Origin of the sequence: Priestia megaterium (genome assembly GCF_046599315.1) — a bacterium.
GTDB lineage: Bacteria > Bacillota > Bacilli > Bacillales > Bacillaceae_H > Priestia > Priestia megaterium_F.
Map to the genome: position 1 here is coordinate 219,898 of NZ_JBKIKC010000003.1, position 23,474 is coordinate 243,371.

Sequence of the window (23,474 nt, forward strand, 5' to 3'; positions counted from 1 at the left end):
CATTGTCGGTTAGTGATTCATTTTGATAAAATAAAGAAGCCTATGATACATAACAATCAATCGTAAATGTTGTAATAAAAATGTGAAAAATACAGGTGGTGAAAAAATGGATTTTGCATTAGAGCTCTTAAAAGGTATCGGGCGTTTGTTTTTACATCCGTTAACTTATTTATTTCTGCTCGTTTCGTTTTTTGTAGGTCTTTCTCGCGTCAAGAGAGAGCGTCAGAATTTTCATGTTCGCGTGTTTGATTTTATTTTAGAAGCAAAATATTTATTTTTTCCAGGTATCGTTATTGGGTTGATTTTATCCGTTGTTACCGTGTTGCTAGGTGTCTATGTATCTATAGGAACAATTGTACTTGTAGCTGTTTTAACTTTTATCGTAAGCGGCCCTTGGACGTTTAAATGGCTTTCTCCTTCTTATACGATAGGACTAGCTGTTCTTGCAACCTTGCTTATCCCTGCATCTGGTTTCGGTGAAGGGTTTATTCAAACTTGGTCTGTACAAGCTCATAACGCAGATTTACCTTCTCTTACTATTTTAATGTCTCTGCTTGTATTAGCAGAAGGATATTTAATTTGGAAGTTTGGAGCAAAAGGTACGTCTCCAGCCATTGTAAAAAGTAAAAGAGGGCAGGAAATTGGAGCTCATTACTCTCAAAAGTTATGGGTAGTCCCGCTTTTTGTCTTAATTCCAGGCAGCGCTATTACGTCTGTGCTTCCATGGTGGCCTGTATTATCTATTGACGGGACATCGTTTAGCTTGTTTTTTGTTCCTTTTGCTATCGGCTTCTATCAGCGAATTCAAAGTATGGTGCCGTTTAAATCCATTGAATTTACAGGTAAGCGTGTATTAGCATTAGGCGTAGGATTAACGGTGATTACGATTGCTGCGATTTTTTATTCTCTTGCGGCTGTAGCTGTTGTTCTTCTGGCGATTATAGGAAGAGAGTGGATTCGTTTGCAGCAGCGTCGAAGCGATGAAAAAGCTCCTGCTCTGTTTACTAAGCGTACACAAGGTTTGGTTGTACTAGGAGTCATCCCTCATTCTCCGGCAGAGAAAATGGGTTTGAAAGTAGGAGAAGTGATTATTAAGGTAAATGGAATCGCCATATCTGAAGTGCATAAATTTTATGAAGCATTACAAGTTAATAACCGTGCTTTTTGTAAGCTAGAAGTTATTGACGAAAATGGAGAAGTTCGATTTACTCAGCGAGCATTGTATGACAACGAACATCATGAACTAGGTATTTTGTTTGTACACAATTATACAAAACGTGATTCACAAGCTGGTTAAAAGATGGATGAAAAGGAGAAATGTGTGTGGAGATCAAAACGATTGCCGCAGTTTTTCTACCCGCCATGTTGCTTGTTCTGTTTGCTAGAGTAACATATAACTTATATGTTGCAGCAGCACTGACGATTTTGCTGATAGCTGTTTCTGTATATAAAGGGTACGCAGATTATCCACTTATTATTTTAATAGATTTACTTTCAGCAGCCATCGGTTTTGTGTATGCAAAAGACATGCTGGAAGCTAAAAAATAAAGATTATTACTTTGATGATAAGTTAATCGATTTTTATTAAAATGTACAAAAAAGCTCTCTACAAAAATGTGGAGAGCTTTTTTATGTCAAAAACGAGTTAGAACTCATGAAAATATTGTTACGGTTCAATTGATAAGTGAGATAATTAAATTTATTATACAAATATGTTTAAAAATAAATACATTTAAACAATTATGTATTAAATTATTTCGAATAAGTGTACAGAAGTGTGATTGGGGTATAGAAAAATAAAGATATTAATCTGAAAATTTAGTTTATTCCTGAATTTAAAAAATAAAAGGAGGTTTAGTATTGATGGAAGTATTAATGAGAACAATGTTTCAGTCGCTTGGCAAAAACCATTCAATGAATAAATTAGCTAAAAAGTATGGATTGCGGATGGGGGCAGCTCGTTTTGTAGCTGGAGACTCAATTGAATCGGCAATTCAAACATCTAAGGAGCTTAACAATTGTGGAAAAGTTGTTACACTCGATCATTTAGGAGAATTCGTTTTTACAGAAGAAGAAGCCAGGTTATCTACTGCCATGTGTATTCAGACATTAGAAGCCATTGCAGAATCGGGCGTTCAATCAAATCTGTCATTAAAGATGACTTCTTTAGGGTTGGATATTAGCAAAGAACTTTGTATGGAAAACATGCGCAGAATTTTACACATGGCCAGGATGAACGATATTTTTGTTCGAATTGATATGGAAGACTACTTGCACTGCCAGATCTCTCTTGATATGTATAAAGAATTATCCAAAGAATTCGATAATGTTGGAATTGTAATTCAAGCGTATCTTTATCGTACAGAACAAGATATGAGAGACTTACATCAATATCAAGCCAATTTACGTCTGGTAAAAGGAGCTTATAAAGAATCACCAGAAGTATCATTTGAGGAAAAGAAAGACGTAGATGAAAACTATAAAAAAATAATTAAAATGCATTTATTAAATGGACACTATACAGCTGTAGCAAGTCATGATGAAGAAATGATTCAGTACACCAAGCGATTAGTAAGAGAAAATGATATTTCAAATGATCAATTTGAGTTCCAAATGCTTTATGGAATTTGCGTAGAACTGCAGGACCGTTTGGTAAAAGAAGGATATAAAATAAGGGTTTATGTTCCTTACGGCATCGATTGGTTTGGGTATTTCATGAGACGCTTAGCGGAGCGTCCCGCCAACGTATGGTTCGTGTTGAAAAACTTATCTAAATAAGTTTAGTCCAAGGAAAATCAAAACATTCGACACGATCACCTTTAGCTTCGTGTCGAATGTTTTAATTAGTTTAATCCGTATTCTTTAATTTTGTTATAAAGCGTGCCGCGTGAGATGCCAAGTAAATCTGCTGCTGCACTTTTATTTCCATAGGTTTTTTGAAGAGTCTCTTCTATTAGCCTAGCTTCTTGGAGAGAATCTTCTTCTTTTTGAATTTCTGTAAAAGAACTTGCATCCTTCAGGTTGTCAGGAAGGTGCGTAAGGTTAATCAACGATTGATCACTTAGAAAAATCATTCGTTCAATCGTATTTCTCAGCTCACGAATATTGCCTGGCCAATCGTATTGCATAAAGGCTTCGAGAACTTCAGAGCTGATGAAAGGAGCTTTCTTTTTATACTTTTTACTAAATTCCTGTACGAACTGCTGAGTCAATGCTTCGATGTCTTCTTTATGGTCTCGAAGCGGCGGAATAATAATGTTAATAACGGTCAGCAAATAGTAAAGGTTTTCATGAAATTCACCGGCCTTTAGCAACTCTTCCAAAGGTGTAGTTGTAGAGGCTACAATTCGCGTTTGTACTTGAATTTCTTCAGTGCCTCCAACGTGATAAAAGGATCGTTCTTCCAGATAACGGAAAAACTTAACTTGAATTTCAAGAGGCATTTTATCAATTTCCTCAATAAATAATGTGCCATTATGAGCCTGCTCTAGTTTTCCCGCAATGGTCGTTGGATCCTCTGAAAAGACATCTTTTTGATGGCCAAAGAGCTCAATTTCCAGAAGTCCAGATGGAATAGTGGCACAATTTAAAGATAAAAATGGTTCTTTATGTTTAGAGCCCCCGTAATGAATGGCCTGAGCCAGCATTTCTTTCCCGAACCAGGTTCTCCTGTTAATAAAATAGGCATATCTGTAGATGCCACTTTTTTGGCAATGTCAACGGCTTGCTTAATTTCAGGACTGATACCCGTAAAAGAAGAAAATGGATTATCTTTCGGAATGAGAAGAGACACATCAATTTCTTCATTTAACCTTACAATATTGGTAATATCATGTTCGGTGGCGACTCCTCCTATGACTCGATTATTTCTTACAATAGGTGATGCATTGATGAGCACGTGAGTTTGTTCATTAGGACGATGATACGTTCCGCGAACAGGGCGTCCTTCATTTAGAATCGTATGTAGAATGATGGATTCGTCTTTGAAATGCTCTCCGATTTTTCTGCCAATAATATCATCTCTCTGAATCTTATACGTATGTTCCGCAGCAGTATTCCACAAGATTACATTTCCTTCATTATCAACCGCTGTCACTGCATCGTTAATGGTTTCTGCCAATGTATCAAAATAGGAAGCTAATATCTCATTTTGGCTATGCAAATGTGTAATCCACTGCGAAGGTGTTACAAGTCCTATTGTGGTTTCTTGATTTTCTGCTTGAATGAGGACTGGTCTGTTCCAGTTTGTGTTGGCTTGTAAATTGGCTAACGTAGAAGTAGAAGATGAAGGCCAATTTGTATCCGCTATTACTTGCTTAATGGAAGATGCCTCGTCATGACCTGTTAAAAGGTATCGTTCATTTTTTTGTATTACATAAAAGGTACTTGCTGTGACTATAACGAAATCATAGCTTGAAAGTTCAGATTTCACTTTAGCTAAAGAAGTCGATTCTTCAACTATTTTAAAGGAGTTATTTATAAGAACTTGATCAACGTTTGCCATACTAAACCCCTCTCAGTACATATTTTTTATAATGTATCATAATTTAGAAATTGGCGCAAAATCCTATCTTTTTCAAACAATTGCGCAGCTTACTCTCTTGTATTGCTTTCATCCAAAGAGTTGTATTCCCTTCGAAAAGGGTAGTATAAGAATTTAGTGGGTAATAAAGTAACAGGGTAAAAAATAAAAACAAACAAACACTATATAAGATTAATACTCATTGGTTTCATTTATGACTATAAAGTGATAAAATACGAATATCAGTTCGTGTTTTCGGTTTTTACATATCGTAATAAAAAATAGATAAAACAAGAAAATGGAAATGGAGGCCTTCATTTGAAAGATCAGTTTGAATTAGTATCCGCATATCAACCGCAAGGTGATCAGCCAAAGGCAATCGAAAAGATTGTAAAAGGAATTAAAGAAGGTAAGCAGCATCAAGTTTTGTTAGGTGCTACAGGAACGGGAAAAACCTTCACGATGTCTAATGTTATTAAGGAAATAAATAAGCCAACATTAATTATGGCTCATAACAAAACGCTTGCTGGTCAATTATACAGCGAATTTAAAGAGTTTTTTCCTAATAACGCAGTTGAATACTTTGTCAGTTACTATGATTACTATCAGCCTGAGGCTTATGTACCTCAAACAGATACATTTATTGAAAAAGATGCAAGCATTAATGATGAGATTGATAAACTTCGTCACTCGGCAACTTCTGCTCTGTTTGAACGAAAAGATGTCATTATTATTGCCAGCGTGTCTTGTATTTATGGATTAGGGTCTCCAGAAGAATACAAAGAAATGGTCGTATCTCTTCGAGTAGGTATGGAAAAAGAGCGCAATCAGCTGCTTCGCACGCTAGTGGATGTACAGTATGAAAGAAACGATATTGACTTCAAGCGCGGAACGTTTCGCGTTCGCGGTGATGTTGTTGAGATTTTTCCGGTGTCTCGAGATGAACACTGTATTCGCGTTGAGTTTTTCGGTGATGAAATTGACCGCATTCGAGAAGTCGATGCCTTAACAGGAGAAATTATTGGAGATCGTGAACATGTCGCTATCTTCCCGGCATCTCACTTTGTCACGAGGGAAGAAAAAATGCGTGTTGCCATTCAAAATATTGAAAAAGAACTAGAAGAACAGCTAGAGAAGTTAAAAGAAGCAGGCAAGCTTTTAGAAGCGCAGCGCTTGGAACAGCGCACGCGCTACGACCTAGAAATGATGAGAGAAATGGGTTTTTGTTCAGGAATCGAGAACTATTCTCGTCATTTGACGCTTCGTCCGGCAGGTTCTACACCTTATACACTACTGGATTTCTTCCCTGAAGATTTCCTTCTTGTTGTGGATGAATCCCACGTGACAATTCCTCAAGTTAGAGGGATGTACAATGGAGACCAAGCGCGTAAACAAGTGTTGGTGGATCACGGTTTCCGTTTGCCGTCTGCGTTAGATAACCGCCCGCTTAAATTTGATGAATTTGAACAGCACATCAACCAAATTGTCCATGTTTCAGCAACGCCGGGTCCTTACGAACTTGAGAAGGCACCTGATGTGATTGAACAAATTATCCGGCCAACGGGATTATTAGATCCGAATATTGAAGTTCGACCAATTGAAGGGCAGATTGATGATTTAATTGGGGAAATTCACGAGCGGATTAAGCGAAATGAACGAGTGCTAGTTACAACGTTAACAAAGAAAATGTCTGAGGATTTAACGAACTACTTAAAAGAAATCGGTATTAAAGTTCAATATCTTCACTCTGAAGTGAAGACGCTCGAGCGTATTGAAATCATCCGAGAACTGCGGCTTGGAAAATACGATGTGCTTGTAGGAATTAACTTGCTCCGTGAAGGTTTAGATATTCCGGAAGTTTCGTTAGTAACCATACTAGACGCGGATAAAGAAGGATTCTTGCGTTCAGAACGATCGCTTATTCAAACTATCGGACGTGCTGCGCGAAACGCTAATGGACATGTCATTATGTATGCAGATCGCATTACGAACTCCATGGACATTGCGATCAATGAGACAAAGCGTCGTAGAAGTATTCAAGAAGCTTACAATGAAGAGCACGGCATTACGCCGACAACAATTCAAAAAGAAGTTCGAGGCTCAATTCGTGCGACAGTGGTAGCAGAAGATACAGAAACGTACGAAGAAGCACCGGCATTTGATAAGCTCAACAAAAAAGAAAAAGCAAAGCTCATAGAAGAAATGGAACAAGAAATGAAAGAAGCAGCCAAAGCACTTAACTTTGAACGTGCAGCTGAACTTCGTGACTTGATTCTAGAATTAAAAGCGGAAGGGTGATAAAACATGGCGATGGAAAAAATCGTGGTAAAAGGTGCACGAGCCCACAATTTAAAAAATATTGATATTGAAATTCCACGGGACAAATTAGTTGTGTTAACAGGGTTATCAGGTTCTGGTAAATCTTCTTTGGCTTTCGATACAATCTATGCAGAAGGACAAAGACGTTATGTTGAATCGCTTTCGGCGTATGCAAGACAGTTTTTAGGTCAAATGGATAAGCCGGATGTAGATTCAATCGAAGGGTTATCGCCTGCTATTTCAATCGATCAAAAAACAACGAGCCGAAACCCTCGTTCAACCGTCGGAACTGTGACCGAAATCTATGATTATTTGCGCCTTTTGTTTGCTCGTGTAGGAAAGCCAATTTGTCCTAATCATGGGATTGAAATTACGTCTCAAACGATTGAGCAAATGGTGGATAGAATTTTAGAGTACCCTGAACGAACAAAGCTTCAAGTGCTGGCCCCTGTGGTATCCGGCCGAAAAGGGACCCATGTAAAAGTATTAGAAGATATAAAAAAGGAAGGGTACGTTCGTATTCGAGTAGATGGAGAAATGCGTGAAGTAACAGAAGAGATTGAACTCGAAAAGAATAAAAAGCACTCAATTGAAGTAGTGATTGATCGCGTTGTTGTAAAAGAAGGTGTTGCTGCTCGTTTGTCGGACTCTTTAGAAACAGCTCTTCGCCTTGGAGATGGCAAAGTAATTATTGACGTGATAGGTGAAGAAGAATTACTTTTTAGTGAGCATCATGCTTGTCCAAAATGTGGATTCTCTATTGGAGAACTTGAGCCTCGTATGTTTTCATTTAATAGCCCGTACGGTGCGTGTCCTACGTGTGACGGGTTAGGAACGAAATTAGAAGTGGATAAAGATTTAGTCATTCCTAACTATGATTTAACACTTCGCCAACACGCAATTGCACCTTGGGAGCCAACGAGCTCTCAATACTATCCGCAGCTGCTCGAAGCCGTATGTACACATTACGGTATTGATATGGATGTGCCGGTTCGAGATATCCCGGAACATTTATTTGATAAAGTATTATATGGCAGCGGTAAAGAAAAAATCTATTTTCGTTATGAAAACGACTTTGGTCAAGTAAGAGAAAATCATATCGAATTTGAAGGCGTACTTCGGAACGTAGAGCGTCGTTATCATGAAACAAGTTCAGATTATATCCGTGAGCAAATGGAAAAGTACATGGCTCAGCAAGCCTGTCCAAAATGTAAAGGAAATCGCTTAAAACGCGAAAGCTTAGCGGTGCTTATTGACGAAAAGCATATAGGAGATACAACGCGCTTTTCAGTAAAAGAAGCATATGGATTTTTTGACAGTCTCAGTTTATCTGAAAAAGACATGAAGATTGCGGATATGATACTACGTGAAATTCGTGAGCGTCTAAGCTTTCTTATTAACGTGGGACTTGATTACTTAACATTGAACCGCTCTGCTGGAACTCTTTCAGGAGGGGAAGCGCAGCGCATTCGTTTAGCTACTCAAATTGGTTCTCGTTTAACGGGGGTTCTTTATATTTTAGATGAACCTTCTATCGGTCTTCATCAACGCGACAATGACCGCTTAATTCGGACGATGCAAGATATGCGCGATATTGGAAATACGTTAATTGTTGTAGAACATGATGAAGATACGATGATGGCAGCTGATTATTTAATTGATATTGGACCAGGAGCCGGCGTACATGGGGGTGCGGTTGTTTCCCAAGGCACGCCTCAGGAAGTGATGAATGATGCAAACTCTTTAACGGGTCAATACCTGTCAGGAGAGAAGTTTATTCCTCTTCCAGCCGAAAGACGATCGATAGATAAAAATCGGATGATTGAAATTATAGGAGCAAAAGAAAACAATTTAAAAAATGTAAAAGCTAAGCTTCCTCTTGGTACATTTATGGCTGTTACAGGTGTATCTGGATCAGGCAAGAGTACGCTTGTAAACGATATCCTTCACAAAACATTAGCACAAAAACTGCATAAAGCAAAAAGCAAAGCAGGAGAACATAAAGAAATCAAAGGCGTTGAACACCTAGATAAAGTCATTGATATTGATCAGTCTCCAATAGGTCGTACGCCTCGTTCGAATCCTGCAACGTATACAGGTGTATTTGATGATATTCGAGATGTATTTGCACAAACAAACGAAGCAAAAGTGCGCGGATATAAAAAAGGCCGTTTTAGCTTTAACGTGAAAGGCGGTCGCTGTGAAGCTTGTCGAGGAGACGGCATTATTAAAATTGAAATGCATTTCTTGCCAGATGTATACGTTCCTTGTGAAGTTTGCCACGGTAAACGATATAATCGTGAAACTTTAGAAGTAAAATACAAAGATCAAAACATTTCAGATGTGTTGGATATGACGGTTGAGGATGCGCTTCACTTCTTCGAAAATATTCCAAAGATTAAGCGGAAACTGCAGACAATTTACGATGTAGGGCTTGGTTATATTACGCTTGGACAGCCGGCTACTACTTTATCTGGTGGAGAAGCGCAGCGTGTAAAATTAGCTTCAGAGCTTCACCGTCGCTCAACAGGAAGAACACTGTACATTTTAGATGAACCGACTACGGGTCTTCATGTCGATGATATCGCACGCTTATTAAAAGTACTTCAGCGTTTAGTTGAAAATGGAGATACGGTTCTGGTTATCGAACATAACTTAGACGTGATCAAAGCAGCTGATTACCTACTTGATTTAGGGCCTGAAGGCGGAGATAAAGGTGGACAAATTGTAGCTACGGGTACGCCAGAAGAAGTCGCAAAAGTAAAAGAATCCTATACGGGCCATTATTTGAAACCGATTTTAGAACGCGACCGTAAGCGTATGGAGAAAAAAGTTGAAAAAGCAGAGGCATTAACTCGTTAAAAGACACCAGCATTGGTGTCTTTTTTATAAAGAGTGAAACTTTTTAACTCATTAAACCGTAATACATGATATAAGGAGTTGATTATCATGGAAGGAAATCGCGTACTATCTTCCTTAAATTATTTTAGCGTTTTCTTTGCACCATTCTTATTACCTATTATTATTTATTTTGTTGTTCATAACATAGAAGTAAAGAAACATGCAAAAAATGCATTTTTGTCACATTTATTACCCATTGCTACAGCGATCTTGTTTTTATTCTTCTTACTTCCTGCTCTTACTGGGTCTAGTGGAACAGTATTTATCCTTTTAATTGTAGCTTTAGTTGTCGTTTCTTTAGTTAATGTTGTTGTGTTTGTATGGAACATTGTAAAAGGAATACAAATATTAAGTAGATAAAAGTTAAATGACTAAAACATAAAGAGGAGATGGAACGTATGAGTGATAAGCGCAAACAAATTTTACAGATGGTAGAAGAAGGAAAACTTAGTGTAGACGAGGCTTTAACTTTGCTAAACTCACTAGAAAAAAACTCAGCTAGTGATTCTTCCTATGCTACGTCTGATAAAGCTGAACTATCCCCTTATGTAGGAGAAAAACAGAAAAAACCGTACGCTTCTAAGTCATCTCAAAGCTCTTTAAAAGAAAAATTATTTACATTTGTGGACCAAACGGTAAAAAAAGTAAAAGAAGGAGATTTGGATTTTAACTTTGGACCTTCGATTGACGTTCAGCACATCTTTCAACAATCAGAAGCATATATTCAAGAGATTGATGTAGATTTAGCAAATGGAAGCGTCCAGCTCCGCCCTTGGGGGAGTCCAGAAGTGCGAATAGAGTGTCAAGCTGCTATATACAAAGTAGAGAATTTGGATGAAGCGCGCCGTACTTTCTTGCAGCACACGGCATTTTCTATTGAAAATGGCAAACTGCGCTTTGCTATTCAGCAAAAACAAATGAAGGTAAAAGCGATTATTTATATTCCAGAAATGGAATATGAGCGGGTTAAACTCCGTATGTTTAATGGTTCAATCGATGGGGAAAGACTAAGCGTACGAGATCTAAAAGCCAAAACAGCTAATGGTACCATCCGCTTTTACGATGTAAATAGCCATTCTCTTGAAATGGAGACATCAAACGGGCATATGGAACTTTCTCGAATTTTCGCTTCGAAATGTGAGCTTGAAACAATCAATGGAACCGTTAAATTTGATGGAGATACAAAGAAAATTGACGTTCAAACATTTAACGGAGATATTGATACGTATTTAAAAGGGGAACGCATCGAAAAAGCATTTTTTAAAACAACTACGGGAAGTATTACGCTCTATACGCCGCCGCATCTCTCCGTTGATGGAGATTTGAAATCTAATTTTGGGAACTTTACATGTACACTTCCTGAGGTGGAAATAGTAGATGAGAAAAAAGAAACGGTAATGAAACAACTTCGTTTCAAAGCCAATGTCGCTTCGCCTAAAGGCTATAAATTGTTAGCTGAATCCAAAACGGGTTCAATTGTTATAAAATAGAAAACGCTTGTTTTAGTAAAAAAGTAAAGGAGATGATTAACGTGCGAAAGTTGTATCGTTCGCGAACAAATCGCAAGCTTGCGGGTGTTATCGGCGGTATTTCTCAGTATATCGGAATAGATGCTTCACTACTGCGCGTATTGTTTATCATCAGTTTATTTTTTACAGTAGGCACTCCGGTTATTTTATATATGATTTTTGTATTTTTAGTTCCAAATGAAGAAGGAGATTTCTAAAGATGTTATTGCGTGGAATCATTAGTATTTTAATCAATGCCCTCGTATTAATAGTAATCGCAGGTTATATTGACACCTTTCATTTGGAATCAGTCAGTGCAGCTATTATTGCCAGCTTGATTCTATCAATTTTGAATGTGTTTGTTAAGCCGATTTTAATTTTACTTACCCTGCCGGTGACTTTTCTTACGCTTGGCCTATTTCTATTCGTCATTAACGCCATTACGCTGATGATTACACAAAGTGTTATGGGAGATTCTTTTAATATTGACGGGTTTGGTACAGCGCTTTTAGCCTCAGTAATCATGTCGCTTCTAAATGCGCTTATTCAACGAGTGATTATTGAACCGCTTCAAAATAGAAGGTGACTTTCTTACAATATTTAATTTTCTGAAAAAGATGGTAAGGCGATGCGCCCTATGCCATCTTTTTTTTTTTCTTTTCTTTCCGTATTAATGATAAAATAAAGTGGCTAGTAGAACCAAACGCGACATAAAAGCGAGAGTTGGATATACTGTAGACATGAACAGGCATATGGCTGTTTATAAAAGGAGGATGCACGGTGGTTAAAGTACGTACAAAAGACATCATTGAGAAATTTAAATTAGAGCTTATTAGCGGAGAAGAAGGAATCGATCGCCCTATTTCAACGAGTGATATTTCACGTCCAGGTATTGAAATGGCAGGTTATTTTACATATTACCCGGCAGAACGTATCCAGCTGTTAGGTAAAACAGAACTATCATTTTTTAAACAATTAGATGATGAACAAAAAAAAGTTCGAATGGAAAAAATGTGTACAGATATCACGCCGGCTATCATTGTTTCGCGTGAAATGGATGTACCGGAAGAACTTATCGAAGCTTCAGAACGTGAATCAGTTCCTGTGCTGCGTTCAAATTTTAAAACAACGCGACTTTCCAGTCATCTAACGAATTTTCTTGAAAGCCGACTAGCACCTACTACTGCCCTGCACGGCGTATTAGTTGATATATACGGAATCGGTGTATTAATCATGGGGAAAAGTGGCGTTGGTAAAAGTGAAACAGCTCTGGAGCTTGTTAAGCGAGGACATCGCCTTGTAGCCGATGACTGTGTGGAAATCCGTCAAGAAGATCAAGACACGCTTGTAGGAAATGCGCCCGGTTTAATCGAGCATTTGCTTGAAATTCGCGGACTAGGGATCATTAATGTAATGACGTTATTCGGTGCAGGAGCTGTGCGAAGCTATAAGCGAATTTCGCTTGTTATTCAGCTAGAGACATGGGATCAGCAAAAACATTATGATCGACTTGGTTTAGAAGAAGATAAAATGAAAATTATTGATACAGACGTTACAAAAATTACATTGCCAGTACGTCCAGGACGAAACTTAGCTGTTATCATTGAAGTGGCAGCAATGAACTTCCGCTTAAAGCGTATGGGTATTAACGCAGCAGAACAATTTTCCGCGCGTCTAACAGATGTAATTGAAGAAGGAGATCGTGAAGATTTATAAGAAAGGGTGTTAACTTGTGGAAGCAACTATTCAGCCGTTAGATCGCGTTTTCCTTGAGATTGGCCCTCTAACGGTATACTGGTACGGCGTAATTATCGGTGTAGGTGTTCTGCTAGGCCTTTATATTGCAACGCGAGAAAGCGTACGAAGAGGCTTAGCAAAAGATACATTTGTTGATCTTATCTTATTTGCTGTGCCAATAGCCATTATTTGTGCACGAATTTATTATGTAGCCTTTGAATGGGGATACTATTCAAAGCATTTAAATGAAATACCTCAGATTTGGCAAGGTGGGATTGCCATTCATGGTGGCTTAATCGGAGGCGTATTAACTGCCATTGTGTATTCGAAAGTGAAAAAGATTTCATTTTGGAAGTTGGCTGATATTGCCGCGCCTAGTTTAATCCTTGGCCAAGCTATTGGGCGTTGGGGTAACTTTATGAATCAAGAGGCACATGGGGGGCCGGTGACCCGTGCTTTTTTAGAAGGATTGCACCTTCCAAATTTTATTATTAATCAAATGTATATCAACGGTACATATTATCATCCTACTTTTTTATACGAATCATTATGGGATTTTGCCGGATTTATCCTGTTGCTGGTACTTCGCCGTACTAGTCTGCGAAAAGGAGAAATTTTCTTATCTTATTTAATCTGGTACTCAGTTGGACGCTTCTTTGTAGAAGGGCTTCGCACGGATAGCTTAATGCTGACGCATACACTCAGAATCGCTCAAGTTGTTTCACTTGCACTGATTGTAATAGCCATTATTTTAATTATTATCCGTCGCGTGACGGGAATGAGTAAGCAGAGATATTTAGAGAATGAAGAAGCACAATCTAAGGCGTAAATGAAACAAGCTATAAAACTTAAACAAACTTGATCTGGTGCAAGGGAAGGAAATGAATAATGACAATTAATACGGTTTTGTTTGATTTAGATGGTACGTTAATTGATACAAATGAATTAATTATTGCCTCGTTTACTCATACGCTCAATCACTATTATCCTGAACAATATACCCGTGAAGATATTTTACAGTTTATGGGGCCGCCTTTATACGACACGTTTGTAGAAATGGATAAAACGAGAGTAAACGAAATGATTGATATGTATCGCACGCATAATCTAGCCAATCATGATTTGCTTGTTAAAGAATTTGAAGGCGTATTTGAAACAGTTAAATGGCTTCATGAACAGAATTATAAATTAGGTATTGTAACTACAAAGCAAAGGAATACGGTCATGATGGGACTTAAATTAACAAACTTAGATCAGTTCTTTGATACGATTGTCGCAATTGAAGACGTGAAAAATGCAAAGCCTCATCCTGAGCCGGTAGAAAAAGCACTAAAGCTCCTTGGCGCTAAACCTGAAGAAGCGTTGATGGTAGGAGATAACCATCACGACATCGTTTCTGGCCAAAGAGCTTACACAAAAACAGCTGGTGTTGCTTGGAGTGCAAAAGGAAGAGAACATATCGCTTCTTATAACCCTGATATTATTTTAGAAAATATGACGGATTTAATTGATATATTAAAAGGAGAACGTCAGTGAGAAAAACGATGCGCTATCCGGTTAAAGGAGCTAACTCTCTTTGGCATGTCTATAAGACTGTGCCTTTTTGGAAAGTAGTGCGCAACTTCCTCATCATTCAATGCGCTCGTTATACGCCTTTTCTTTCGATGAAAAACTGGCTGTATAAAGCGTGCTTAGGGATGAAAGTAGGGCCTCAAACATCCTTTGCCCTTATGGTGATGCTCGATATTATGTTTCCTGAAAAAATACAAGTAGGACGCAATACGGTCATTGGATACAATACAACTATTCTCGCTCATGAATATCTGATAACGGAATATCGTCTTGGAGATGTCATCATCGGGGATGAAGTGATGATTGGAGCAAATAGTACCATCCTTCCAGGTGTAACAATCGGCAACGAAGCGGTTGTAGCGGCTGGAACGGTGGTTCATAAAGATGTAGCACCCGGTTTCTTTGTTGGAGGTAACCCGATGCGTGTCATCTATACAAAAGAAGAAATGGAAAAGCGTAGGGAAGAAGAACCTAAAGCCACAACTTAGCAAGAACTAAGCTGTGGCTTTTTTTGTAAATTTGAGCAGCTGGCGGTTGACGGCTGACTTTATCGGGTGTAAACTATCAATAACTTTAATTTGTTATTTCGCTAATACATTAGTGTGATAAAGTGAAATCAACCTATCAATGGTTCCTTAAATAGATAAAATCAAGCTTAAAGGACGTGTCGGAATGTCAAAGTTATTTATGTTTGAAAAACCCCTTGGAATGAGAGATACTCTGCCTGCTCTTTTTGAAAGAAAAAAACAAGTTCGCAATCAGCTGGCAGATGAAATCAGCAGCTGGGGTTATCAATATATGGCAACGCCTACCGTGGAATACTACGAAACGGTAGGAAACGCATCAGCTATTTTAGATCAACAATTGTTTAAACTTTTAGATAAAGAAGGACATACGCTTGTGCTACGACCGGATGTAACAACGCCATTTGCACGCGTGGCCGCTTCAAAACTTTTAAATAATTCTCCTTTACGCTTAGCTTATGAAGCAAATGTATTCCGAGCTCAGCAGCGTGAGGGTGGCCGCCCGGCGGAGTTTGAACAAATAGGTGTTGAGCTGATTGGAGACGCTACGATGAGCAGCGATGCTGAAGTCATTGCCCTTATGATTGGTGCATTAAAAAGGGCGGGACTTAAATCATTTAAAGTGGCAATTGGTCACATTGGGTTTGTTAATTCGCTTTTTTTAGAAATTGTCGGAAATGAAGAACGTGCTAACGTGCTTCGCCGCTTTTTATATGAGAAAAACTACGTAGGCTATCGTAATCATGTAAAAGACTTGAATCTATCTTCTATTGATAAACAGCGTCTTCTTCAGCTGCTTAACCTGCGTGGAGATGAAAAGAAAATCGAAGAAGCGGTTGAACTAGTCGAAAACGAAGCTGGTAAAAAAGCGGCCGGTGATTTGAAAAAGCTATGGAATATGCTTGATGCGTATGGGGTAACGGACGAGATTAAAATTGATTTTAACTTAGTCAGCCATATGAGCTATTACACAGGTATTTTATTTGAAGTGTTTGCTGAAAACGTTGGTTTCCATATCGGTAATGGAGGACGGTATGACCAACTTCTTGAAAAATTTGCGTCTAAAACACCAGCTACGGGATTTGGAATTCAGCTCGATCGCTTAATTGAAGCGCTAGGGGAGGAAGTTTACGAACCTTCATTAGTATACGGTATTTTATATAGTCAAGAGCGTTTAGATGAGGCGTTAGCTTTAGCTGCTGAACAGCGCAAGCAAGGATACCGGGTAGTAACACAGGAAATTGCAGGCGTAGATGATGTTGATGTATTTACTGCACAGTTTGAAGAAGTCACGTTTCTAATTGGAAAACGAGGCAAGGGGGGACAATAATGAGTGAACTATTAACGATTGCAATGCCAAAGGGACGTATTTTTGAAGAAGCAGCTGAACTTTTGCGTCAAGCAGATTTTCAACTGCCGCCAGAATTTGACGATTCGCGCAAGCTGATTGTAGACATTCCTGAAGAGAACATGCGCTTTATTTTAGCGAAACCAATGGACGTTACTACTTATGTAGAATACGGAGTAGCGGATCTTGGTATTGCAGGTAAAGACGTAATGTTAGAGGAAGAGCGAGATGTTTATGAGCTATTGGATTTGAATATTAGTAAATGTCATCTGGCCGTTGCAGGTTTGCCTAATGCTAAAAAATCAGAAATTGCTCAAAAAGTGGCAACCAAATATCCGAATGTAGCATCTACTTATTTCCGAGAGCAAGGAGAGCAAGTAGAAATTATTAAATTGAATGGTTCGATTGAATTAGCTCCTTTAATCGGCCTTGCTGACCGGATTGTCGATATTGTATCAACCGGACAAACACTAAAAGAGAACGGACTTGTGGAATTAGAGCACATTGAAGATATTACATCACGTTTGATTGTAAACCCTGTGAGCTATCGCTTAAAAGACGAACGAATTGATGATTTAGTGAATCGCTTAGCTCAAGTGGTTCAACCTGCATAAAAGAGGTGGCATACATTGAAAATTACACGTGTAACAGAACAAGTGAGCTTAAAACGTACGATTGATCAAGGGACCAGTGCACAAAGAGAAATTGTCGTAAATATTTTAAAGCAAGTACAAGAGCAAAAAGACGAAGCTTTAAAAGGGTATACAGTCGAATTTGATGGAGTGGAGCTTTCTTCTTTGCTTGTGACAGAACAAGAAAAGAAGCGTGCTTATGAGCTGATTGATTCAGACATGCTGTCAATCATTCGTGAAGCAGCTTACAACATTCGTGACTATCACGAAAGAATGGTCGAACAGTCTTGGATGACAACAAAAGAAGATGGCACAATTTTAGGACAGAAAGTAACTCCTTTAGATGCAGTAGGTGTTTATGTACCGGGAGGTCTTGCGGCGTATCCTTCCTCTGTTTTAATGAATGTAATTCCTGCTCAAGTAGCAGGGGTAAAACGCATTGTGATGGTTTCGCCTCCAGGAAAAGACGGCGCGTTGCCTGCTGGAGTAGTTGTAGCAGCGAGTGAGCTTGGGGTCGAAGAGATTTATAAAGTAGGGGGAGCTCAAGCAGTAGGAGCACTTGCTTATGGAACAGAAACAATTAAACCCGTCGATAAAATTGTAGGGCCTGGTAATATCTTTGTTGCATTAGCTAAGAGAGAAGTATATGGCTTAGTAGACATTGACTCAATTGCTGGACCTAGTGAAATTGTCGTACTAGCAGACGATACGGCCAAGCCGAACGAAGTGGCGGCTGATTTATTATCTCAAGCAGAACATGACAAATTAGCTTCAAGTATTTTAGTTACGTCTTCTCTGAAATTAGCCGAAGCTGTTAAAGAAGAAGTAGAAAAACAAGTAGAATTTTTACCTCGTAAAGAAATTGCAAAACCTTCTATTGATAATCATGGCGCTATTTATGTGACAGGGTCATTAGAAGAAGCGATTGAAGCTGTTAATCAATTAGCTCCTGAGCATTTAGAAATTATGACTGAAAGTCCGCTTGAACTTTTAGGCTCAATTCGTCATGCCGGTGCTATTTTTCTAGGAAGATACAGTTCAGAACCTGTTGGTGATTATTTTGCGGGACCAAACCATGTTCTTCCAACCAATGGGACAGCCAAATTCTCAAGTCCTTTATCAGTTGATTCATTTGTGAAGAAGTCTAGTATCATTTCATATAGCCAGCAAGCACTTCAGAAAAATGTCTCAAAAATCGCAGCATTTGCTCGTTTAGAAGGATTAGAAGCTCATGCAAGGGCGGTTGAAGAACGTTTTAAAAAATAAGGTGAAGATGAAAAGGGAAGAGTAGAAATATTCTTTTCTTTACCTATTACATGCATAGTTGAAAGGAGTTTCACAATGAGAGAGTCAAGTATTAAACGTACAACGAACGAAACGGATATTGCATTAGCGATTGGAATTGACGGAGAAGGAAAAGCGAACATTGACACAGGCGTTCCTTTTTTAAATCATATGCTCGATTTATTTACAAAGCACGGACAGTTTAACCTTGATGTAAAAGCGGATGGAGACACGGAGATTGATGACCACCATACAACAGAAGATATCGGTATTTGTCTTGGTCAAACGTTCAAAGAAGCACTGGGTGATAAAAAAGGAATTAAACGCTATGGAAATGCTTTTGTACCAATGGATGACGCGTTGGCTCAAGTGGTAGTAGACTTAAGTAATCGTCCTCACTTTGAATTTAAAGGTGACATTCCCGCGTCTCGCGTCGGTACATTTGATACAGAACTTGTGTATGAATTTTTATGGAAATTCGCATTAGAATCTCGCATGAATGTACATGTAATCGTACACTACGGTAAAAATACACACCATATTATTGAAGCGGTATTTAAGGCATTAGCACGTGCTTTAGACGAAGCGACAACGATTGATCCGCGTGTCAAAGGCGTGCCTTCGACGAAAGGGATGTTGTAAATGATTGGAATTATTGACTATGGGATGGGGAACTTATACAGCGTGAGTAAAGCTCTTGAACGATTAAACTATGACTATATTATCTCCGCAGATCCTGCAGAACTAAGAAAAGCAAAAGGGCTGATTCTTCCTGGAGTTGGAGCATTCAAAGATGCGATGGAACAGCTGAATCAAACAAAGCTGACGGACTTTATTAAAGAAGAAGTAGCAAAAGGAATGCCGTTGCTTGGAATTTGTTTAGGTATGCAGCTATTATTTGAAGAAAGCGATGAAAACGGCATAACAAAAGGGATGGAACTGTTAAAAGGGAGAGTCGAGCGTATTCCAGGCATTACTGCTGACGGACAGACATATAAAGTTCCGCATATGGGCTGGAACTCTTTAGATTTTCATCAGCAGTCTGCCTTGCTTGATGGAATTAGTGAAGGCCACGTTTACTTTGTCCACTCTTATTACGTAAAAACAAATGACCAAGACGTGCTTTTAGCAACAAGTCCTTATGATGTTGAAGTTCCAGCGGTTGTTGGAAAAGACCACGTATTTGGTACTCAATTTCACCCTGAAAAAAGCAGTGCAATCGGAATGCAAATGTTACAAAATTATGCAAACTTCGTAGAGAAAAGGAGCCCATCGTATGAGCAAATTTGAAATATATCCAGCAATTGATATGCGCGGAGGAAAGTGCGTCCGTTTGCTTCAAGGAGATTACACAAAAGAAACGGTATACGGAGATTCCCCGGTAGATATGGCCACACAATTCGCAAGTGAAGGCGCTCAGTGGATTCATATGGTTGATTTGGACGGTGCAAAAGCGGCCAAGCGCGTGAATGATGAATTTGTGCTAGGCGTAAAAAAGAAATTAGATGTACGTGTTCAAATTGGAGGAGGCATTCGCTCAGAAGCTGATGTTGTTTACTATTTAGAGAATGGAATTGACCGCGTTATTTTAGGAAGTGCGGCTATTTCTAATCCTGAATTTGTGAAAAAAATGCTGAAGGAATATGGTGCGCGTATTGCTATCGGTATTGATGCGCGCGATGGCTACGTTGCGACAGAAGGTTGGGTTGAAACATCTACAATCAAAGCGACAGAACTAGGAAAAGAATTGGCTAATGCTGGTGCGGAAACGTTTATTTTCACCGATATCTCTACAGACGGTATGCTGTCTGGCCCAAACGTTGACGGAATTGTTGAGATGGCTAAGGCTACTGGAAAAGGTGTGATTGCATCAGGGGGAGTTAGTAAACTTGCTGATTTAGATGCATTAAAGAAACATGAAGCTGATGGGGTTATTGGTGCGATTGTAGGGAAAGCACTTTATACAAACAAGTTTACAGTAGCTGAAGCACTTCAAGAGGTGAAAGCGTAATGATTACAAAGCGAATCATTCCTTGTTTAGATGTAAAGGACGGTCGTGTTGTAAAAGGAGTTCAGTTTGTGGAACTTCGAGATGCAGGAGACCCTGTGGAGTTAGCGAAATTTTACGATGAAGAAGGCGCAGATGAATTAGTCTTTTTGGATATTTCTGCTTCTCATGAAGGACGCAAAACGATGGTGCACGTTGTAGAAGAAGTAGCGTCTCAGTTAGCAATCCCTTTTACTGTGGGTGGAGGAATTAATGCATTAGAGGATATGAAAAGAATGCTCCGTGCAGGTGCAGACAAAGTATCATTAAATACAGCTGCCGTACTCAACCCTGCACTGATTACAGAAGGGTCTGACTTCTTTGGAGCCCAGTGCATTGTAGTAGCAATCGATGCTAAGTATGATGAAAGTTTACAATCATGGCGAGTCTATACACACGGCGGCCGCAACGCAACGGATTGGGAAGTGATCGACTGGGCAAGAGAAGCAGTGAAGCGCGGTGCGGGTGAAATCTTGTTAACGAGTATGGATAAAGACGGCGAAAAGTCAGGGTTTGATTTAGCTTTAACCAAAGCAGTCAGCCAAGCGGTGAGCGTTCCTGTTATTGCCTCTGGCGGCGCAGGAAACGGTCAAGATTTTGTCGATGCGTTTGAAAAAGGAGAAGCTGATGCGGCTTTGGCAGCTTCAATCTTTCACTATAAAGAAACATCTGTAAAAGAAATTAAAAGCTATGCAAAACAACAAGGAGTGAGCATTCGATGACGATTGAAAACATTAAATTCAACAGCGATGGACTTGTGCCAGCTATTGTACAAGATGCTGTGAGCAAAGAAGTTTTAACATTGGCTTATATGAACGAAGAATCACTTCAAAAATCAATTGATACACGTGAAACATGGTTTTACAGCCGTTCTCGACAAGAGTTGTGGCACAAAGGCGCAACTTCTGGAAATACACAAAAAATTGTGAGTATGGCATATGACTGTGATGCTGATTCTCTTGTTGTAAAAGTAGAGCCTCAAGGCCCTGCTTGTCATACGGGTGCTTACAGCTGTTTTAATGAAACAATTCTTGGCGAAAACAAACAAAACGATAATCGGTTTGCCATTATTAATGAGCTAGAAGAAGTAATCGCTAAGCGTGAAGCTGAAATGCCAGAAGGAGCTTATACGACGTACTTATTTGATAAAGGCGTAGATAAAATCCTCAAAAAAGTAGGGGAAGAAGCTGGTGAAGTGATTATTGCAGCGAAAAATCGTGACCATGATGAGCTGAAGTGGGAAGTGGCAGATTTATTGTACCATGTACTTGTTTTACTTCGTGAGCAAAAGCTGCCTTTAGATGATGTCCTATCAGTATTAAGGGAGCGTCACTCTAGCTAATAGCTACATAGTGAAAGGAGATAAGGGATTGCCTCATTTTACATAAAAGAGGCAATCCCTTATCTTATTTGCGTCAAGGAACGACGGCCTGCAGGCTCCTTTTTTGAATAGAGGTATTAAACTTCTTGGCAAATGTGATATACTACGAACGTCGAAATTATCAACTTATTTGGAGGGCTTAATGGAAAAACACTCAAAAGTAATTCAAAAAATGGCACAAGTAATTCCATTTTCGCAAACGGGTGACTTCTATTTCGAAAAAGCGCTGCAGGCGTTTGAAGAAGAGGAGTCAGATAAAGCGCTCAAGTATTTAACGCGTGCAAACAAGGAAAATGCCCGTAATCCACAGCTTCTTACAAGCGTTGGAGTAGCTTTAACGGAGCGGGGAGATTATCAAGGTGCCAACGAGCTTTTCCTCCATGTGATTCATCATATGGAGGATACATTGGGAAGCTGTTACTACTATATAGCCAACAGCTATGCGCATCTTGGACTGTTTGAAGAATCACAAAAATACGCGATGTATTACATTGAGCATTTTCCAAATGGCGACCTCTTTCGATCGGCTACAGATCTGTTAGATTTACTATCAATTGATGTGGATGAAGAAGATGAAGAGCCCAAAAATCAGCTGGGTGACATGCTGATTATAAAACAAGAACAAGCAAAAAAACTGCTTGAAGAAACAAATTTTGAAGAAGCAGTAGATTTGTTAACTGAAATAATTGATGAGTATCCAGAATTCTGGTCTGCATATAATAATTTAGCGTTAGCTTATTTTTATTTAAATAAAATTGATGAGGCAATAGATTTGCTGAATGAAGTATTGGAGAATAACCCTGGAAATCTTCATGCGTTATGCAATCAGCTTATTTTCTATTATTATTGCCATAAGCATAAAGAAGTTGAGGAGCTTACAGACGGGCTTAGCCGAGTTTATCCGATGTCATTTGAACACCGATATAAGCTTGGAGCAACATTTGCATTGATTGGTCAATACAGGCTATCTTACAAATGGTTAAAAAAGCTTTATACACAAGGGTTTCAAGGAGACAACTCATTTCATTATTGGCTCTCATATGCTTCTTACTATACTGGACGTGAAGCGTTCGCTAAAGAAATGTGGAAGCTGGCATTGGAAGACGTTCCTGATAAAGAAGGAGAGGAGCCTTGGCGCCTTAGTCAGAAAGCTGCGAAGGTTTTTCAATCGAAAGTGGATTTTACAGCGAAAAAGAAGTGTGCAACAAAAAACGTTCATGATCAGCTTTACAGCTTGTATATGGCGAAGAAGCTTCCTGAACAACAGCGTCTGCTTCTTTTAGAAGAAATCAAGTCGTCTATACATATGAGTACACTTTTAGATGAAGTATATACGTATGTATGGCAGGATAAACATCATGTGATTTTTGAGGTGGCAGATGTTATTGAACTGGAGATGGAATCACAGACTGAAAGTGATACCCAGGACCTTTTAAGCTTTTGGTTCTATGTATACGTACAGGTATATAAACAATCCTATGATTTTCAACATGTGAATGTAAATGCATGGGCTGCAGCCGTCACATATATATGGGCGAAAGAAAAAAAACAGTCTATTACTCAAGCCGATGCGGCAAAACAATATTCCATTTCCGCGGCAACAGTTAGAAGATACAGTAAGATTGTGAATGCGTTATTAAATTGAGCAAAAAAATAGACGATAATAGTAAGGACATATTACGATAGTGATAACGAAAGA

23 protein-coding genes and 1 pseudogene are annotated in these 23,474 nt (G+C 38.9%); 22 read left to right on the top strand and 2 right to left on the bottom strand.

Going from position 1 to position 23,474, the window contains the following annotated elements; genetic code table 11:
* The first annotated feature begins 106 nt into the window (after positions 1-106).
* From ACLHDF_RS12135 to ACLHDF_RS12145, 3 genes are all read left to right on the top strand, one after another.
* A complete protein-coding gene (locus ACLHDF_RS12135) occupies positions 107-1,297 on the top strand; it encodes a PDZ domain-containing protein (RefSeq protein ID WP_413919076.1) in 1,191 nt (396 codons plus the stop codon).
* 20 nt (positions 1,298-1,317) lie between these two features.
* Positions 1,318-1,548, top strand: coding sequence for a DUF2198 family protein (locus ACLHDF_RS12140; RefSeq protein WP_413919077.1), 231 nt, complete (start codon positions 1,318-1,320; stop codon positions 1,546-1,548).
* A gap of 315 nt (positions 1,549-1,863) precedes the next feature.
* Entirely contained in the window at positions 1,864-2,778 is a 915-nt protein-coding gene (locus ACLHDF_RS12145; protein WP_413919423.1) for a proline dehydrogenase family protein, read from the top strand.
* A gap of 65 nt (positions 2,779-2,843) precedes the next feature.
* On the opposite strand, the gene ACLHDF_RS12150 is transcribed toward ACLHDF_RS12145, so the two are convergent.
* Both ACLHDF_RS12150 and ACLHDF_RS12155 read right to left on the bottom strand, forming a co-directional pair.
* On the bottom strand, positions 2,844-3,128 hold the full coding sequence (locus ACLHDF_RS12150) for a helix-turn-helix domain-containing protein (protein ID WP_413919424.1): 285 nt from the start codon (positions 3,126-3,128) through the stop codon (positions 2,844-2,846).
* 171 nt (positions 3,129-3,299) lie between these two features.
* Positions 3,300-4,504, bottom strand: a pseudogene (locus ACLHDF_RS12155) (sigma 54-interacting transcriptional regulator); the annotation flags it as partial.
* Between the two features lie 336 nt (positions 4,505-4,840).
* Here ACLHDF_RS12155 and uvrB point away from each other — a divergent pair.
* From uvrB to ACLHDF_RS12250, 19 genes are all read left to right on the top strand, one after another.
* Complete coding sequence (gene uvrB, locus ACLHDF_RS12160; RefSeq protein ID WP_413919078.1) at positions 4,841-6,820, top strand: excinuclease ABC subunit UvrB; 1,980 nt, start codon at positions 4,841-4,843, stop codon at positions 6,818-6,820.
* A gap of 6 nt (positions 6,821-6,826) precedes the next feature.
* Positions 6,827-9,703, top strand: coding sequence for an excinuclease ABC subunit UvrA (gene uvrA, locus ACLHDF_RS12165; protein ID WP_413919079.1), 2,877 nt, complete (start codon positions 6,827-6,829; stop codon positions 9,701-9,703).
* Between the two features lie 87 nt (positions 9,704-9,790).
* The gene (locus ACLHDF_RS12170) at positions 9,791-10,102 is read left to right on the top strand and encodes a hypothetical protein (protein WP_413919080.1); all 312 of its coding nucleotides are present in this window, start codon (positions 9,791-9,793) and stop codon (positions 10,100-10,102) included.
* A gap of 38 nt (positions 10,103-10,140) precedes the next feature.
* Positions 10,141-11,232, top strand: coding sequence for a DUF4097 family beta strand repeat-containing protein (locus ACLHDF_RS12175; RefSeq protein ID WP_413919081.1), 1,092 nt, complete (start codon positions 10,141-10,143; stop codon positions 11,230-11,232).
* 41 nt (positions 11,233-11,273) lie between these two features.
* Entirely contained in the window at positions 11,274-11,468 is a 195-nt protein-coding gene (locus ACLHDF_RS12180; protein WP_013059728.1) for a PspC domain-containing protein, read from the top strand.
* A 2-nt stretch (positions 11,469-11,470) separates the two neighbouring features.
* Positions 11,471-11,836: a phage holin family protein gene (locus tag ACLHDF_RS12185; protein ID WP_413919082.1), complete on the top strand. Its 366-nt coding sequence runs from the start codon at positions 11,471-11,473 to the stop codon at positions 11,834-11,836.
* A gap of 194 nt (positions 11,837-12,030) precedes the next feature.
* Complete coding sequence (gene hprK / locus ACLHDF_RS12190) at positions 12,031-12,966, top strand: HPr(Ser) kinase/phosphatase (RefSeq protein WP_413919083.1); 936 nt, start codon at positions 12,031-12,033, stop codon at positions 12,964-12,966.
* Positions 12,967-12,982: 16 nt separating this feature from the next.
* A complete protein-coding gene (gene lgt / locus ACLHDF_RS12195; protein ID WP_413919084.1) occupies positions 12,983-13,816 on the top strand; it encodes a prolipoprotein diacylglyceryl transferase in 834 nt (277 codons plus the stop codon).
* Between the two features lie 59 nt (positions 13,817-13,875).
* The gene (ppaX, locus tag ACLHDF_RS12200) at positions 13,876-14,523 is read left to right on the top strand and encodes a pyrophosphatase PpaX (RefSeq protein ID WP_413919085.1); all 648 of its coding nucleotides are present in this window, start codon (positions 13,876-13,878) and stop codon (positions 14,521-14,523) included.
* Positions 14,520-15,047, top strand: a complete 528-nt coding sequence (locus tag ACLHDF_RS12205) for an acyltransferase (RefSeq protein WP_413919086.1) — start codon at positions 14,520-14,522, stop codon at positions 15,045-15,047. Before ppaX ends, ACLHDF_RS12205 begins: the two co-directional genes overlap by 4 nt.
* A 184-nt stretch (positions 15,048-15,231) precedes the next feature.
* Positions 15,232-16,413, top strand: a complete 1,182-nt coding sequence (locus ACLHDF_RS12210; protein WP_413919087.1) for an ATP phosphoribosyltransferase regulatory subunit — start codon at positions 15,232-15,234, stop codon at positions 16,411-16,413.
* The gene (gene hisG / locus ACLHDF_RS12215) at positions 16,413-17,045 is read left to right on the top strand and encodes an ATP phosphoribosyltransferase (protein WP_413919088.1); all 633 of its coding nucleotides are present in this window, start codon (positions 16,413-16,415) and stop codon (positions 17,043-17,045) included. The genes ACLHDF_RS12210 and hisG overlap by 1 nt, the downstream gene beginning before the upstream one ends.
* 15 nt (positions 17,046-17,060) lie before the next feature.
* Positions 17,061-18,329 (top strand): histidinol dehydrogenase, encoded by a 1,269-nt coding sequence (gene hisD / locus ACLHDF_RS12220; protein WP_413919089.1) that lies wholly within the window; start codon positions 17,061-17,063, stop codon positions 18,327-18,329.
* A gap of 75 nt (positions 18,330-18,404) precedes the next feature.
* Positions 18,405-18,989, top strand: a complete 585-nt coding sequence (gene hisB / locus ACLHDF_RS12225) for an imidazoleglycerol-phosphate dehydratase HisB (RefSeq protein WP_013059719.1) — start codon at positions 18,405-18,407, stop codon at positions 18,987-18,989.
* Positions 18,990-19,637, top strand: coding sequence for an imidazole glycerol phosphate synthase subunit HisH (gene hisH / locus ACLHDF_RS12230; protein ID WP_413919090.1), 648 nt, complete (start codon positions 18,990-18,992; stop codon positions 19,635-19,637). It abuts the gene before it with no gap.
* Positions 19,624-20,358 (top strand): 1-(5-phosphoribosyl)-5-[(5-phosphoribosylamino)methylideneamino]imidazole-4-carboxamide isomerase, encoded by a 735-nt coding sequence (gene hisA, locus ACLHDF_RS12235; protein ID WP_413919091.1) that lies wholly within the window; start codon positions 19,624-19,626, stop codon positions 20,356-20,358. Before hisH ends, hisA begins: the two co-directional genes overlap by 14 nt.
* Positions 20,358-21,116 (top strand): imidazole glycerol phosphate synthase subunit HisF, encoded by a 759-nt coding sequence (hisF, locus tag ACLHDF_RS12240; RefSeq protein ID WP_025752585.1) that lies wholly within the window; start codon positions 20,358-20,360, stop codon positions 21,114-21,116. Before hisA ends, hisF begins: the two co-directional genes overlap by 1 nt.
* A complete protein-coding gene (hisIE, locus tag ACLHDF_RS12245; RefSeq protein ID WP_251397339.1) occupies positions 21,113-21,736 on the top strand; it encodes a bifunctional phosphoribosyl-AMP cyclohydrolase/phosphoribosyl-ATP diphosphatase HisIE in 624 nt (207 codons plus the stop codon). Before hisF ends, hisIE begins: the two co-directional genes overlap by 4 nt.
* Positions 21,737-21,917: 181 nt before the next feature.
* Positions 21,918-23,420: a tetratricopeptide repeat protein gene (locus ACLHDF_RS12250; protein WP_413919092.1), complete on the top strand. Its 1,503-nt coding sequence runs from the start codon at positions 21,918-21,920 to the stop codon at positions 23,418-23,420.
* Positions 23,421-23,474 lie beyond the last annotated feature (54 nt).

What these genes read in the sequence shown, in the direction of transcription:
- ACLHDF_RS12145 (WP_413919423.1), top strand. Translation starts at nt 1,864, where the DNA reads ATGGAAGTATTAATGAGAACAATGTTTCAGTCGCTTGGCAAAAACCAT.
- hisF (WP_025752585.1), top strand. Translation starts at nt 20,358, where the DNA reads ATGATTACAAAGCGAATCATTCCTTGTTTAGATGTAAAGGACGGTCGT.
- ACLHDF_RS12250 (WP_413919092.1), top strand. Translation starts at nt 21,918, where the DNA reads ATGGAAAAACACTCAAAAGTAATTCAAAAAATGGCACAAGTAATTCCA.
- ACLHDF_RS12175 (WP_413919081.1), top strand. Translation starts at nt 10,141, where the DNA reads ATGAGTGATAAGCGCAAACAAATTTTACAGATGGTAGAAGAAGGAAAA.
- ACLHDF_RS12135 (WP_413919076.1), top strand. Translation starts at nt 107, where the DNA reads ATGGATTTTGCATTAGAGCTCTTAAAAGGTATCGGGCGTTTGTTTTTA.
- uvrA (WP_413919079.1), top strand. Translation starts at nt 6,827, where the DNA reads ATGGCGATGGAAAAAATCGTGGTAAAAGGTGCACGAGCCCACAATTTA.
- ACLHDF_RS12210 (WP_413919087.1), top strand. Translation starts at nt 15,232, where the DNA reads ATGTCAAAGTTATTTATGTTTGAAAAACCCCTTGGAATGAGAGATACT.
- hisB (WP_013059719.1), top strand. Translation starts at nt 18,405, where the DNA reads ATGAGAGAGTCAAGTATTAAACGTACAACGAACGAAACGGATATTGCA.
- ACLHDF_RS12140 (WP_413919077.1), top strand. Translation starts at nt 1,318, where the DNA reads ATGTGTGTGGAGATCAAAACGATTGCCGCAGTTTTTCTACCCGCCATG.
- ACLHDF_RS12170 (WP_413919080.1), top strand. Translation starts at nt 9,791, where the DNA reads ATGGAAGGAAATCGCGTACTATCTTCCTTAAATTATTTTAGCGTTTTC.
- hisG (WP_413919088.1), top strand. Translation starts at nt 16,413, where the DNA reads ATGAGTGAACTATTAACGATTGCAATGCCAAAGGGACGTATTTTTGAA.
- ACLHDF_RS12185 (WP_413919082.1), top strand. Translation starts at nt 11,471, where the DNA reads ATGTTATTGCGTGGAATCATTAGTATTTTAATCAATGCCCTCGTATTA.
- ACLHDF_RS12150 (WP_413919424.1), bottom strand. Translation starts at nt 3,128, where the DNA reads ATGCAATACGATTGGCCAGGCAATATTCGTGAGCTGAGAAATACGATT.
- hisA (WP_413919091.1), top strand. Translation starts at nt 19,624, where the DNA reads ATGAGCAAATTTGAAATATATCCAGCAATTGATATGCGCGGAGGAAAG.
- hisH (WP_413919090.1), top strand. Translation starts at nt 18,990, where the DNA reads ATGATTGGAATTATTGACTATGGGATGGGGAACTTATACAGCGTGAGT.
- ppaX (WP_413919085.1), top strand. Translation starts at nt 13,876, where the DNA reads ATGACAATTAATACGGTTTTGTTTGATTTAGATGGTACGTTAATTGAT.
- hisIE (WP_251397339.1), top strand. Translation starts at nt 21,113, where the DNA reads ATGACGATTGAAAACATTAAATTCAACAGCGATGGACTTGTGCCAGCT.